Genomic DNA, 12,608 nt, shown 5'->3' on the forward strand with positions numbered 1-12,608 from the left:
CCACCACCGCCACCGCCACCGCAGGCGAGCGGCCCCCCGGTCTTCTGGGGAGACCCACCGAGAACAGGCTGACCCAGCGGCCGGAGCTGGGCCGATCCAGAAAGGAAGCTCTTACTTATATAAGCGGACTCTGATATTCTCGCACACATGATCGATGTGACACACCAGATCAACGCCGTCCGGCGCAGCCTCGGTACGCGGGTGCTGGAAGCCGGGGAGGCGCGGGTTCAGACCATCAGTCAGACGTACGACACCACCGTCGAGGATCTGTGGGACGCCTGCACGAATGCCGAGCGGATTCCGCGTTGGTTCATGCCGATCAGCGGGGAGCTGCGGTTGCGCGGGCGTTACCAGCTCGAAGGGAACGCGGGTGGGGTGATCGAGCGGTGTGATCCGCCGAAGGGGTTCGCCGCCACGTGGGAGTTCGGTGGGCAGGTGAGCTGGATCGAGGTGCGGCTGTCGCCCGGGCCCGAGGGTGGGGCGCGGCTGGAGCTGGAGCATGTCGCGCATGTGAGCGATGACCTGTGGGAGCAGTACGGCCCGGGCGCCACCGGCGTCGGCTGGGATCTCGGGCTGCTGGGCCTGGCGATGCACATCTCCACCGGTGCCGGGGTGCCGCCGGAGATGAACACCGAGTGGACGAAGACGGCGGAGTACCGGCGGTTCGTGGAGCTGAGCGGCGATCGGTGGCGTGAGGCGAGCGTCGCCGCCGGTGCCGAGCCCGAGGCGGCCCGGGCCGCGGCCGAGCGCACCGCCGGGTTCTACACGGCCACCGGATGACGGGTCAGCGGACCTTCCCCACGCCGCACAGGAAGTAGGGCTTGGACTTCTCCAGCAACGGGTCGATGACCTGGGCGTCCGACCGCCACTCGTGCAGGTTGACCAGGCCCGGCTCGACGAGGTCCAGGCCCGTGAAGAACGGCTCGACCTCGCTGGACAGCCGCCCGACGAAGGGCGTGGAGGCGTTCTGGTAGATCCGTTCGACCGGCGCGACGGCCTCCGGGCGCTCGTCCACCACGACGTGCGACAGCGCCAGGAAGCTGCCCGGGGCGACGGCCGCGCGCAGCGTGCGGACGATGCCCGCCGGGTCGTCGCCGTCCGGGATGAAGTGCAGGATGGCGAGCAGCAGGACCGCGATCGGCCGGTCGAAGTCCAGGTGCGCGCGCACGGCCGGGTCGCGCAGGATCTCCCCGGGGCGGCGCAGGTCGCCCGCGGCGACGATCACGTTGGGGCTGTCCTGGAGCAGGGCCCTGGCGTGGACGAGCACCTGCGGGTCGTTGTCCACGTAGACCGTCCGGCCCTCCGGCACGACCTCGGCGGCGACCTGGTGTACGTTGTGCTGCGTCGGCAGGCCCGCGCCGATGTCCAGGAACTGATGGACGCCCTGCTCGGCCAGGAAACGCACCGCCCGGCAGAGGAACTCCCGGTTCTCCCTGATGCCGATGGGGATTTCCGGCACGTATTTCAATACCATCTCGGCGGCGGCCCGGTCCACCGGCAGGTTGTTCTTGCCGCCCAGAAAGTAGTCATACATTCGTGCCGAATTGGGAATATTCGGGTTGAATCCTACCCGGAGTAACCTTGGATCCACGCTCTGCCTCCCTAGCCACCCAGATCCCCGGGATCTTACCTTGAAACGCTAAATCCACCTATATGGGAGAATTGGGGACTAGCCTGGGCGCTGCACCAAATGTCATGATCCATCCATGACTGTTCCCCCGCGCGTGCTGGGCGCCCAGCTCGCGGACGGCATTTCCCGGGGCAACATGTGGGCCCTGTTATCCATGGCCACGGCCTCCACTGCGGTCATCTCATTCCTTCCGTCCACCCAGCCGCACATCCTCGGCGCCGTTCTCGGCGTGCCGGAATCGGCGCAGGGCAGGGTGGTCGGCGCGCTCGGTTTCGCCGCCGAACTGGCGATGATCGCCAGCCTGGCCTGGTACGGCGCGCTCGCGGACCGGTTCGGCCGCCGCCCGATCGTGGTGGCCGGATTCGCCCTGACCGCGATCGGCACCGCTCTGTTCCCCTTCGCCGGGAACACCGCCGTGCTGATCGCCCTGCGGGTGGTCTTCGGCCTCGGCGTCGCGGCGCTCAACGCGATGCTCTCCACGGTCGCGATCGACTACGTCCGCAGCCGGTCGCGCGGCAAGTCCTACGGCCTGACCGGGTTCTTCGGCGGGCTCGGCGCGGTGGTCGCGGTGCTGGTCATGGTACGGCTCCCGCAGACCCTGGAGTCCGCGGGCCACGACCCGGTCACCGCCGCCCGGCTGGCCTTCCTGATGATCGCGGCCTGCGTCCTGGTCGTCGCCGCGCTGCTGTGGCGGACCCTCTCCCGGGCCCCCGTCAGCCGCACCGCCGGGCACACCCCGCTGCAGCGCCTGGTCCGTGAGGGCGTCGCGCTCGCCAGAGACCCGGGCGTCGCGCTGTCCTACGCGGCCTCGTTCGTCGCCAGGGCCGACCTCGCCGTGGTCGTCGGCTTCATGACGCTGTGGATCGTGGACCACGCCACCCGCCAGGGCGGCATGTCCAGCGCGGAGGCCCTGGCCAGGGCGGGCGCGGTGGTCGGCGTCTCGCAGACCGTGGCGCTGCTGGGCGCGCCGCTGTTCGGCTGGCTGGGTGACCGGATGCGCCGGGAGAACCTGGTCATCCTCGCGCAGACCGTCGCCGCCCTCGCGTACCTGTCCACTCTGCTCATCGACGACCCGCTCGGTGCCGGGATGATGGTGGTCGCGGTGCTCATCGGCATCGGCGAGATCGCCGGCATCACCACCGCGGGCCCGCTGCTCGCCCAGCAGGCCCCCGCCGACGTGCGCGGCTCGGCGTTCGGCGTGCACACGCTCTGCGGGGCGGTGGGCATCATGATCGTCTCCGCGCTGGGCGGCGTTCTCTACGACGTCTGGCGGCCCGCCGGGCCGTTCGTGCTCTCGGCCGCGTTCGGGCTGGCGGTGGTCGCGTTCGGGCTGGCCGTACGGCGTCGCGTACGCCCCCGCCCCGAGGCCGACCTGGCCAGAGAGGCCGCCCTGACCTCCTGAAACCGCCGAGCGGTATCCGGGGAAACGGCGTGGCGTTCCCCCGGGTCCGCCCGATCTCATCGGCATACTGGGACGGCTGGTCTGATCAATTACCGGTCGGGCACGGGTCACAGCCGCGCACGAAACCCTCCGCGCCGTCATTGCGACGGCAGTTTGCCGAACATCCGGGCTGCCGCCCGGCAGGAGGAGAAAAGAATGCGCTTGACCGCAGGAGCAGGAATTCTGGCGGCCGCCCTCGCCGGGCCCGTCATCATGCCCGGCGCGCTCGCCGAGGCGCTCGCCCTCGACGCTCCGGCGGACGACGGCTGGCGTACCGCCGTGGCCCGGTCCTACCCGATGCCCGACAATGACGACGACGGATCGGGCCAGGGCGAGGATCCTGACGACGACGGCCGGATCGACCCCGTCAGGAACAGCCGGATCACCGCGCTGCGGGTGCGGCCCTGGGCGCCGCGCCGCGACTCCGATCTGCGGGTCGAGGTCCGCTGCCCCAGCCCGTCCACGCACGCCACCGTCGCCTCCGACGCCATCAACGCCGTGGGCTCGCGGCGGGGGAGTCGCGAGCTCGGCATCGGCCTGGACGACGACGGTTACGGTCACGACACCGAGGGCGTGCCGTTCGACGCCAGGCTGGGCGTCAGGGACATCTGGCTGCGCTGCGTGAAAGTCGAGGTCGACGATCACACCCTGGTACGCCGGGTGCGGCTGATCTCCCGCCTGCACACCACGCTCCTCGTCCGCAGGCACATCCTGTCCAAGATGAAGTGCGGCAGCGTGTGGTTCGTCTGCAAGAAGCCCGGCGACCCGGACCGTCCGCGTAAGTGGAAGAACGGTCCGGGCCACGACGGCTGGAAGAACGGGAACGGGAACGGGAACGGCAACGGGCACAAGAACGGCCCGCGCGACTGATCACTTGGGCACCGGTACCACCGCCTCCTCGTCCACGCCGGGCGGCAGTACCACCTCACGCGCCGCCCCTGGAACGAGGCGCGGGTCATGGGTGATGAAGATCGTCGTCCGGCCGGCCATGAGCCGGCCGAGCGGCTCCATGATCCGCGCGGCGGTGGCCGAGTCCAGCCCGGTCATCGGCTCGTCCAGGATGAGCACCGGCGCGTCCCGCAGGATCGCCCTGGCGATGGCGATCCGCTGGCGCTGCCCCCCGGACAGCAGCCGGCCGCGCTCGCCGATCGGCGTGTCGTACTTCTCCGGCAGCGTGCCGATGAAGTCGTGTACGTCCGCCAGGATGGCCGCCTGGACGATCTCGTCCAGCTCGCACCCCGGCCGTCCGAACGCGATGTTGTCCCGCACGGTGCCGGAGAACAGCAGGTTCTCCTGTTGCAGGATGGTGATGTTGTCGCGCACCATCCGGCTCGGCAGCTCGCGGATGTCCCTGCCGTCCAGCGTGATGCGCCCCGTGGTGGCGTCGTAGAACCGCAGCAGCAGCTTGGCGACGGTGGACTTGCCGGCCCCGCTCGGCCCGGTGCACAGGATGAGGTCGCCGGGGCCCGCAGCGAACGACAGGCCGGTCAGCGTGGCCCGCTTCCTGTTCGGATAGGTGAATCCGACGTTCTCGAACGCGATCTCCCCGCGTCCCCTGTTCGGCGACGTGGCCGGTGCGGGCGGTACCGCGGTGATCGGCTCGGCGTGCGCCTCCGGCTCGCCCGGCGCGCCCGGGTCCGCGACGTCCGGACTGGTGCGCAGCACCTCCATCACCCGGTCCGACCCCGCCGCGGCCTCCGAGACCGTGAGCGCCAGCTCGCCCAGGCTCTGCACCGCCGGGTACAGGTACGCGAGGTAGGCGGCGAACGCCAGCAGCCCGCCGATGGTGAGCCGCCCGGCCGCGATCTCCCAGGCCCCCACGCCGATCACGACCAGCACGCACAGCGTCTCGATGATCTGCACGACCGGCCCGTACAGCGCCGACAACCTGGCCTGCGCCAGGTTGGCCAGCATCCACCTGCGGCCCTGCCGGTTCAGCCGGGCCGCCTCGTTCTCCTGACGGTTGTATGCCTGGACCAGTGACTGGTTGGCCAGGCTCTCCTCGATGACGCTGTTCATCTCCCCGTTGGCCCGCCGTTCGCGGGCCGCGGCGACGCGGAACCGGCCCGCGAACAGCTTGGAGACCCCGAGGAAGGCCGGTACCAGCGCGAGCGTCACCAGCGCCAGGTCCCACCGCAGGACCAGGGCCGCCCCGGCGAAGAACACGACGCTCACCGCTGTGGTGAACAGCCGGACCACCCCGGAGGCCAGCAGTTCCTCGATGGCCTCGATGTCGTTGGTCAGCCTGGACATCTGGTCGCCGAGCCGGCGGTTGTCGTAGTAGTCGGGTGTCAACGTCTGCATATGCCGGAACAAACGGTCGCGCAGCCGGTACAGGAAGCGCTCTCCGCCGAACGCGGTCGCGTAGGCCCCGCTGAAGGACAGCACCGCGCCGACCAGCGCGAGAGCGAGCCAGCCGGTCGCGGGCGCCCAGAAAGCGTCCAGGTGACCCCTGGCCAGCACCTGGTCGGTGATGGTGCCGAACAGCGAGATGGCCGCGACCTCGCAGCCCGCGGCCACGGCCGCGCACCCGATCCCTAGCACGATCCACCTGCGCAGACCGCGGGTGTAGGGCCAGAACCTCCTTATCGTCTGCCTGATGGAGACCATCGGGGCCAGCGGCGTCTCTTCCCCCGGCGCGCCGCGCGCCCGCCCCTCGCCGTCGCGGGGCGTGGAAAAAGCCGCCTCGGGCTCCGTGGCGGCCTCGTCGAGTGGGGAGGGGGAAGGCCGACGGGCGAGCCGTCGGCCTCCCCCTGACTTTGTTACCACCAGCCCCGCCAGCCGCGGCCGCAGCAGCGGCGCCGGCGGCGGCAGCAGACGAGGTGGCAGCGCCAGCGGCGCCGATGGCAGCCACCACCACAGCCTCCGCCCCAGCCGCCGCCACAGCCGCCGCCCCAGTGGGTCGGGAAGACCTGAGCAATCATTTGGATTTCCCCCTTCGCCTGTCCTTTTCCTGGACTTGCGAAAGCGACATTACCAGCCGTAGTCGGACAATTACGCAAACGGGCGGCCTTGCTTGATTCGTGGATTTTTTGCAGGTTTGTTCGGATAAATCTAGACGTGCGGTACTTTCAAGGGCTATGAAAGCTTCGTCCGCTCATGTCATAGTGCATTGTCGCCAAACGCTGCCCACGTAAAGACCTGACCGGGCATTACTCATGAGTAGGTGGGGGCGCATTCGCTGCCTCTTCGCGCCGGGCCGGTCACGCCGGGTTGATCGGACCCCCGCTGAGCGGCCGGAAAGCGCGAAGGTCGATCCTCCAAGGGATATTCCCGGGAATGGCATGACCTTCCAACCGCGGTTGGCTATCGTCGCAGCATCCGACTTCCCTTGGGGGCCGCACAATGCAGCGAGCGCCGCGCCGTACGATGCCCGAACCCGCACTCCACGAGGTCGCCGACGGCGTATTCGCCTATGTGCAGCCCGACGGGAGCTGGATGCTCAACAACACCGGCCTGGTGCTGGACGGCGCCGGCGGGCACCTGCTCGTTGACACCACATGTACCGAGGCGCGCGACCGGGCCCTGCTGGCGCGCGTCGCCGAGGTCGCGGGCGAGGGGCCGCCGCGCGCCCTGGTCAACACCCACCACCACGGCGACCACACCTAGCAACTGACTGCTGCCGGCCGCCACCCCGGTCATCGGCCACGTCCACTGCCGTGCGGACATCCTCGCCGCCGGGCTCGTGGCGGCCGAGATCCTCACCGGCCCCGCGTACGGCGAGCTGCGGCTGCGCCCGCCGGAGGTGACGTTCGAGACCCGGATGGCCCTGCACATCGGCGAGCGCCGGATCGACCTGCTGCACGCCGGGCCCGCGCACACCCGCGGCGACGTCATCGCCTGGCTGCCGGAAGAGCGCGTGGCGTTCGCCGGAGACCTGGTGATCAACGGCGGCCAGCCGTTCCTGGTGGAGGGCAGCGTGGCCGGCTACCCGCGCGCCCTGGCCATGCTGCGCGAGCTGGACCCTGGTGCTGGTCCCCGGGCACGGCGCGATCTGCCGGGGCGAGGAGGTCCGCCGGGTGCTCGCCGACCTGGTCGGATACACGGCCCTCGTGGACGGCCTGGCCCGGTACGGGCACAAGACCGGCGCACCGCCGCTGACCATGGCCCGCGCCGCGGCCCGTTCGCCGACTGGACGGAGAGCGAACGGCTGGTCGGCAACCTGCACCGGGCCTACCACGAGCTGGACGGCAACCCCCCGGGCTCGCCCCTCGCGCTACCGGCGTCTGGCCCGACATGGTCACCGTCAACGGCGGCCCGATCGCCTGCCACGCCTGAGGTCCGGGAGAAAGGCCCGAATCCGACGTTGCCGAGTCGCCGCGAGCCGTCAAGACTACGGACTCATGGAGCATTCATTCCCGTTCATCCCTTACGTGCCTGACCGGTACCCCGTGGCGGAGATGCTCGCCCGCGGACGCGAGTTCTTCGAGCTGGTCGACGGACGCAGGAGCGTGCGGGCGTTCAGCCCCGAACCGGTCCCGCGCGAGTGCATCGAGATCGCCGTGCGGGCGGCCAACACCGCGCCCTCCGGGGCGCACCAGCAACCGTGGAAGTTCGTCCTGGTCGGCGACCAGGAGACGAAGAAGCGGATCAAGGAGGCCGCCGAGATCGAGGAGCGCCAGAACTACGAGGGCGGCCGGCTGCCCGCCGAGTGGCGCGAGGCGCTGGCCCCGCTGGAGACCGGCTCCGACAAGGGCTACCTGGAGGTGGCCCCGTGGCTGGTGGTCTGCTTCGCGGAGAAGTACGGCGTGGCCCCGGACGGCTCCAAGCGCAAGCACTACTACGTCAACGAGAGCGTGGGCATCGCCTGCGGCCTTTTCATCACCGCGCTGCACACCATGCACCTGTGCACGCTCACCCACACCCCCAACCCGATGGCGTTCCTGACCGAGATCTGCGGCAGGCCCGCCAACGAGCGGCCCTACATCCTCTTCCCGGTCGGCTACCCGGCGCCGGACGTCGAGGTACCTGACCTCGCCAGGAAGCCGCTCGCGCAGGCCCTGATCCACCTGGACGAACCCACCTGAGCGGCCGGTCGTAGCCTGAGACCATGACGAGCCGGGGCGTGGTCGCGTGACGCGGATCCTTGTCGTGGACGACGAGCCGCAGTTGCTCCGCGCCCTACGCATCAACCTGTCCGCCCGCCGCTACGAGGTCGCGGTGGCCGCCGACGGTGGCGCGGCGCTGCAGAAGGCCGCGGACTGGCACCCCGACCTCGTGGTGCTGGACCTCGGGCTACCCGACATGGACGGCGTGGAGGTCATCCACGGCCTGCGCGGCTGGACCAGCGTGCCGATCGTGGTGCTGTCCGGCCGCGCGGGCAGCGACGACAAGGTCGAGGCCCTGGACGCGGGCGCCGACGACTACGTGACCAAGCCGTTCGCGATCGACGAACTGCTCGCCAGGATCCGCGCGGTGAGCCGGCGTACCGGGCAGCAGGGGGAGGAGCCCGCGCGGGTCCGGATCGGCTCCCACGTGGTGGACCTGGCGAGCAAGACCGTCTCCGGCGGCGTACGGCTCACGCCCACCGAATGGCACCTGCTGGAGGTGCTGGTCCGCAACCCCGGCAAGCTGGTCGGCCAGCGCGCGCTGCTGGCGGAGGTCTGGGGCGAGGTGTACGTCAAGGAGACGAACTACCTGCGGCAGTACATGGCCCAGCTCCGCCGCAAGCTGGAGCCCGATCCGGCGCGTCCCGTTCACCTGATCACCGAGCCGGGGATGGGGTATCGTTTCGTCCCCGGTAATGATGCGATTACATGATTACCTGACTAAGGGTGGGGTTCATGACGATCGAGTACGTGCGGTACCAGGTGCCCGAGGACGGGGCGGAGGAGTTCGAGAAACGGGTCGCCGACCACTTGTCCGGTGCTTCCGGCTGCGCCGACTACGAGCTGGCCCGCGACGGACGGACCTACCTGCTGCGGATCACCTGGGACGAGCCCGGCGAGCCGCCCGCCCCCGAGCTGGCCGCCGAGCGCACCCGCTACGCCCCCACCCGCGTCCGGGGCACCGGCGGCTCGGTGCCCACGATCTACCAGTGGGCGGGCGGCGCCGCGGCGTTCGAGCGGCTGACCGCGGCGTTCTACGACAAGGTTCTCAAGGACGACATGATCGGGCCGCTGTTCGCGCACATGCACCCCGAGCACCCGCGCTATGTCGCCATGTGGCTCTCAGAGGTGTTCGGCGGACCTGACCGCTACACCACCGAACGCGGCGGGTACGTCGCGATGCTCGCCCACCACCTCGGCAAGGCGATCAGCGAGCCGCAGCGCCGCCGCTGGGTCTCCCTCCTCCAGGACGCCGCCGACGAGGTCGGCCTGCCCGCCGACCCCGAGTTCCGCGCGGCCTTCCTCGGCTACATCGAGTGGGGCACCCGCCTGGCCGTCACCAACTCCCAGCCGGACGCCGACCCGATCCGGCAGGCGCCCGTGCCGCGCTGGGGGTGGGGCGTCGCGCCGCCGTACGTCGGCTAGCCTCTCGGATGAGTACTTGAACGAAAGTTGAGTGCTTGCTAGCTTGTTGAACACATGCTGGTTGGGGGTGCGTGTGAACGACAGGCTGAGCGCCGAGGAGGCGCTGCGCGAGATCGACCAGATCGGCGGGAGCGTGCGCCGCTCCGGCCGATGGGCCGGCCGCTGGATGTTCGCCCTGGGCTTCGGGGCCGTCGTCTACTGGCTGGCCATCCTGCTCGGCGGCGAGACGCTGCGCGGCATCGCCGGCTGGGGATGGATGCTGTTCGTCGCCGGCTCGATGGTCTACGTCTTCCGCCAGCGCGTCTTCAGCAGGGCGATCTGGCGGTTGCAGTGGCCGATCGCCGCGGGCTTCCTGCTCACCAGCGCGGCGGCCACACTGTTCGCCGTCTTCCTGATGCCCGACGAGCCCGGCCCGCAATGGGTCGCGCTGGCCGTACTGACCGCGGTCGTCGCCGGCGCGCCGCCCATCTGGGGCGGCTGGGTGCTGCGCCACCGGGAAGTGACAGGTTGAGAGGCGCCACGCACCCGCGCCACGACCTGGACGAGGTCATCCACGCCCCGGTCCGCCTGTCCATCATGGCGGCGCTGTCCGGCGCGGAGCGGATCGACTTCCGCTTCCTCCGCGACACCATCGAGGTCAGCGACTCCCTGCTCTCCAAGCACATCGTCACTCTCGAAAACGCCGGTTACGTGAACGTCGACAAGGCGTTCGTCGGCAAGCGCGCCAAGACCTGGCTCTCGCTCACCGAGCAGGGCCGGGCCGCCTTCGCGCGCTACACCGACGTACTCCGGCAGATCACGGAAGGGGCCACCCGTGCCTGACCGCTCCGCAATGGAGACCCGCGCGCTGCACAAGCGATACGGCGACAAGGAGGCGCTGCGCGGCGTCGGCCTCGCCGTCCGCCCCGGCGAGATGTTCGGCTTCGTCGGCGCCAACGGCGCGGGAAAGACCACCACCATGCGGATCGTCATGGGCGTGCTCGAAGCCGACTCCGGAGAGGTCCTGTGGCAGGGCCGCCCGATGACCTTCGAGGACCGGCGCGGCTTCGGCTACATGCCCGAAGAGCGCGGCCTGTACCAGAAGATGCGGGTCGCCGAGCAGATCGAGTACTTCGGCAGGCTGCACGGCATGTCCCCGGCCGCGGCGCGGACCGCCACCCACGACCTGCTCGAACGGCTCGGCCTCAGCGAGCGGGCCGGCGACCCCATCGAGGCGCTGTCCCTCGGCAACCAGCAGCGGGTGCAACTCGCCGTCGCGCTCGTCCACGACCCCACGCTGCTGATCCTCGACGAGCCGTTCTCCGGCCTGGACCCCATCGCCGTGGACACGCTGGCCGGCGTGCTCGCCGAACGCCGCGCCGCGGGCGTACCGGTGATCTTCTCCAGCCACCAGCTCGACCTGGTGGAACAGATGTGCGACTCGGTCGGCATCATCTCCGCCGGGCGAATGGTGGCCGCCGGGCCGGTGGACGAGGTCCGCGCCAGGGAAGGCCGCAGGCAGCTCAAGGTCGTGGTGCGCGGTGCCGGGCCCGGGTGGGCCGACGACCTGCCCGCCGAGATCACCCACCAGAACGGCGTCCACGTACTCCGCGCCGCGGAAGCCGACGACCAGGCGATCCTGCGCGCCGCGATGAGCGCCGGCACGGTCGAGCACTTCGGCTGGGAGCAGCCGACGCTCACCGAGATCTTCAGGGAGGCCGTGGCGTGAACGACATCCTGCTGGTCGCGCGGCGCGAGATCGGCGTACGCGCGCGCACCAAGGGCTTCCTGATCAGCCTCGCGGTCAGCGCCGTGCTCGTCGCCGCGCTGGCCATGCTGCCCAAACTGTTCGCGGGCAACGACTCCTACGACGTCGGCCTGGTCGGCTCCGACTCGCTGCGCACCGCCGCCACCACGGCCGCCACCGCCCAGAAGGTCGACCTGTCCTTCACCCCGCTGCCCGACGAGGCCGCCGCCCGCACCGCGCTACTGGCCGGGGACATCGACGCCGCCGTGCTCGACGGCCGCGCGCTCCTCGCCGACGGCGCGGTCGACCGCCGCCTCGGCGTCATCCTCCAGGCCGGGCACACCAGCGTGAAGACCCAGGAACAATTGCGCGCCGCCGGGCTCGACCCCGCCAAGGTCACCGAGGCCATGCGGGTCGCGCCGCTCACCGAACAATCGGTCAGCCCGCTGCGCGGCGACTCCTCGGTGCGGTCGGGCTTCGCCATGCTGATCGTCTTCGTGCTGTTCTTCCTGCTCATGTCCTCGGTCACCGCGGTGGCCATGGGAGTGGTCGAGGAGAAGGGCAGCCGGATCGTCGAACTGATCCTCACCTCGATCCGCCCCTGGCAACTGCTGGCCGGCAAGATCCTCGGCCTTGGCGTGCTCGGCCTGGTCAATCTGGGGGTCATCATCGTGGCCGGGCTCTCGGCGGGCGTCGCGACCGGGTTGACCGCCGACCTGCCCGACGGCGTGGCGGGCATCGTGGCGGGGGCGGTGGTGTGGTTCCTGCTGGGATACGCGTTCTTCGCGGTGCTGGCGGCGGGCTTCGGTTCGCTGGTGTCCCGGCAGGAGGAGGTCGGCGGCGTGCTCACCCCGCTGACCACGCTCCTCATGGCGGTCTACCTGGTCGCCTTCTACGCCGTCGCCGAACCGACCGGGCCGCTCGCTCGGGTGCTGTCCCTGGTCCCGCCGTTCTCCTCCATGGTCATGCCGGTCCGCATGGCCGCCACAGAGGTCCAGCTCTGGGAACTCGCCGTCGCGGCCGTCGCGATGCTCGCCGCGGTGGCCGCCGTCCTCGCGGCGGGAGCCCGCATCTACCGCCGCGCGGTCCTGCGCACCGGGGCCCGCATCCGCCTCACCGAAGTACTGCGCTAGCGGGGGGCTCCCGGCGTGGCCGTCAGGCGGTACGGCGGTGCCGGGCGGTGGCCCTGGTCCGGCGGGCCAGCCTCAGTGCCCTGATCCCCACCCAGATCAGAAGGAAGACCCCGAAACCGCCCTGGACGACGCGAAGCATCACGGGCGTGTCCAGGGCGGTTTCGGGGTCTTCCTTCTGATCTGGGTGGGGATCAGGGCACTGAGG

At 70.5% G+C, this 12,608-nt stretch carries 15 protein-coding genes; 12 read left to right on the top strand and 3 right to left on the bottom strand.

The genetic code is table 11. The annotated features are described in order from the left end of the window. The first annotated feature begins 147 nt into the window (after positions 1 to 147). Complete coding sequence (locus tag C1I98_RS24930; RefSeq protein WP_111169858.1) at positions 148 to 780, top strand: SRPBCC family protein; 633 nt, start codon at positions 148 to 150, stop codon at positions 778 to 780. Positions 781 to 784: 4 nt separating this feature from the next. Here the strand turns inward: C1I98_RS24930 and C1I98_RS24935 are convergent, their stop codons facing one another. Beyond that, positions 785 to 1,591 (bottom strand): SAM-dependent methyltransferase, encoded by an 807-nt coding sequence (locus tag C1I98_RS24935; RefSeq protein WP_267898071.1) that lies wholly within the window; start codon positions 1,589 to 1,591, stop codon positions 785 to 787. Positions 1,592 to 1,706: 115 nt separating this feature from the next. On the opposite strand from C1I98_RS24935, the gene C1I98_RS24940 reads away from it, so the two are divergent. Beyond that, the gene (locus C1I98_RS24940) at positions 1,707 to 3,032 is read left to right on the top strand and encodes an MFS transporter (protein ID WP_111169860.1); all 1,326 of its coding nucleotides are present in this window, start codon (positions 1,707 to 1,709) and stop codon (positions 3,030 to 3,032) included. A gap of 195 nt (positions 3,033 to 3,227) precedes the next feature. Beyond that, positions 3,228 to 3,941: a hypothetical protein gene (locus C1I98_RS24945; RefSeq protein ID WP_146607613.1), complete on the top strand. Its 714-nt coding sequence runs from the start codon at positions 3,228 to 3,230 to the stop codon at positions 3,939 to 3,941. On the opposite strand, the gene C1I98_RS24950 is transcribed toward C1I98_RS24945, so the two are convergent. Then, complete coding sequence (locus tag C1I98_RS24950; RefSeq protein ID WP_233508154.1) at positions 3,942 to 5,615, bottom strand: ABC transporter ATP-binding protein; 1,674 nt, start codon at positions 5,613 to 5,615, stop codon at positions 3,942 to 3,944. Between the two features lie 825 nt (positions 5,616 to 6,440). Here C1I98_RS24950 and C1I98_RS45120 point away from each other — a divergent pair. The 9 genes from C1I98_RS45120 to C1I98_RS24990 all read left to right on the top strand — a co-directional run bounded on the left by C1I98_RS45120 (position 6,441) and on the right by C1I98_RS24990 (position 12,403). Further along, positions 6,441 to 6,680 carry an MBL fold metallo-hydrolase gene (locus C1I98_RS45120; RefSeq protein WP_199537193.1) on the top strand — a complete coding sequence of 80 codons (240 nt, stop codon included), beginning with the start codon at positions 6,441 to 6,443 and terminating at the stop codon, positions 6,678 to 6,680. A gap of 76 nt (positions 6,681 to 6,756) precedes the next feature. After that, on the top strand, positions 6,757 to 7,452 hold the full coding sequence (locus tag C1I98_RS43140) for an MBL fold metallo-hydrolase (protein ID WP_199537194.1): 696 nt from the start codon (positions 6,757 to 6,759) through the stop codon (positions 7,450 to 7,452). After that, positions 7,445 to 8,098 (top strand): nitroreductase family protein, encoded by a 654-nt coding sequence (locus tag C1I98_RS24960; protein ID WP_233508155.1) that lies wholly within the window; start codon positions 7,445 to 7,447, stop codon positions 8,096 to 8,098. Before C1I98_RS43140 ends, C1I98_RS24960 begins: the two co-directional genes overlap by 8 nt. Positions 8,099 to 8,144: 46 nt before the next feature. Continuing rightward, positions 8,145 to 8,831, top strand: a complete 687-nt coding sequence (locus C1I98_RS24965; RefSeq protein WP_111169864.1) for a response regulator — start codon at positions 8,145 to 8,147, stop codon at positions 8,829 to 8,831. Positions 8,832 to 8,854: 23 nt separating this feature from the next. After that, the gene (locus C1I98_RS24970) at positions 8,855 to 9,544 is read left to right on the top strand and encodes a group II truncated hemoglobin (RefSeq protein ID WP_111169869.1); all 690 of its coding nucleotides are present in this window, start codon (positions 8,855 to 8,857) and stop codon (positions 9,542 to 9,544) included. 67 nt (positions 9,545 to 9,611) lie between these two features. Further along, a complete protein-coding gene (locus C1I98_RS24975) occupies positions 9,612 to 10,055 on the top strand; it encodes a threonine/serine exporter family protein (RefSeq protein WP_146607614.1) in 444 nt (147 codons plus the stop codon). After that, positions 10,052 to 10,366 carry a winged helix-turn-helix domain-containing protein gene (locus C1I98_RS44290; RefSeq protein WP_267898072.1) on the top strand — a complete coding sequence of 105 codons (315 nt, stop codon included), beginning with the start codon at positions 10,052 to 10,054 and terminating at the stop codon, positions 10,364 to 10,366. The genes C1I98_RS24975 and C1I98_RS44290 overlap by 4 nt, the downstream gene beginning before the upstream one ends. Beyond that, complete coding sequence (locus C1I98_RS24985) at positions 10,359 to 11,252, top strand: ABC transporter ATP-binding protein (RefSeq protein ID WP_233508156.1); 894 nt, start codon at positions 10,359 to 10,361, stop codon at positions 11,250 to 11,252. The genes C1I98_RS44290 and C1I98_RS24985 overlap by 8 nt, the downstream gene beginning before the upstream one ends. Then, positions 11,249 to 12,403 (top strand): ABC transporter permease, encoded by a 1,155-nt coding sequence (locus C1I98_RS24990; RefSeq protein WP_111169868.1) that lies wholly within the window; start codon positions 11,249 to 11,251, stop codon positions 12,401 to 12,403. Before C1I98_RS24985 ends, C1I98_RS24990 begins: the two co-directional genes overlap by 4 nt. Before the next feature lie 22 nt (positions 12,404 to 12,425). Here the strand turns inward: C1I98_RS24990 and C1I98_RS44295 are convergent. Continuing rightward, the coding region (locus tag C1I98_RS44295; RefSeq protein WP_233508157.1) for a hypothetical protein at positions 12,426 to 12,608 on the bottom strand (183 nt) is incomplete at its 5' end.

It is taken from the genome of Spongiactinospora gelatinilytica (genome assembly GCF_003236385.1).
In the GTDB taxonomy this organism is placed as follows: Bacteria; Actinomycetota; Actinomycetes; order Streptosporangiales; family Streptosporangiaceae; genus Spongiactinospora; species Spongiactinospora gelatinilytica.

Excerpts from the sequence above, each read along its gene's own strand:
- C1I98_RS24930 (WP_111169858.1), top strand. The coding sequence starts at position 148 with ATGATCGATGTGACACACCAGATCAACGCCGTCCGGCGCAGCCTCGGT.
- C1I98_RS45120 (WP_199537193.1), top strand. The coding sequence starts at position 6,441 with ATGCCCGAACCCGCACTCCACGAGGTCGCCGACGGCGTATTCGCCTAT.
- C1I98_RS24945 (WP_146607613.1), top strand. The coding sequence starts at position 3,228 with ATGCGCTTGACCGCAGGAGCAGGAATTCTGGCGGCCGCCCTCGCCGGG.
- C1I98_RS24940 (WP_111169860.1), top strand. The coding sequence starts at position 1,707 with ATGACTGTTCCCCCGCGCGTGCTGGGCGCCCAGCTCGCGGACGGCATT.
- C1I98_RS24970 (WP_111169869.1), top strand. The coding sequence starts at position 8,855 with ATGACGATCGAGTACGTGCGGTACCAGGTGCCCGAGGACGGGGCGGAG.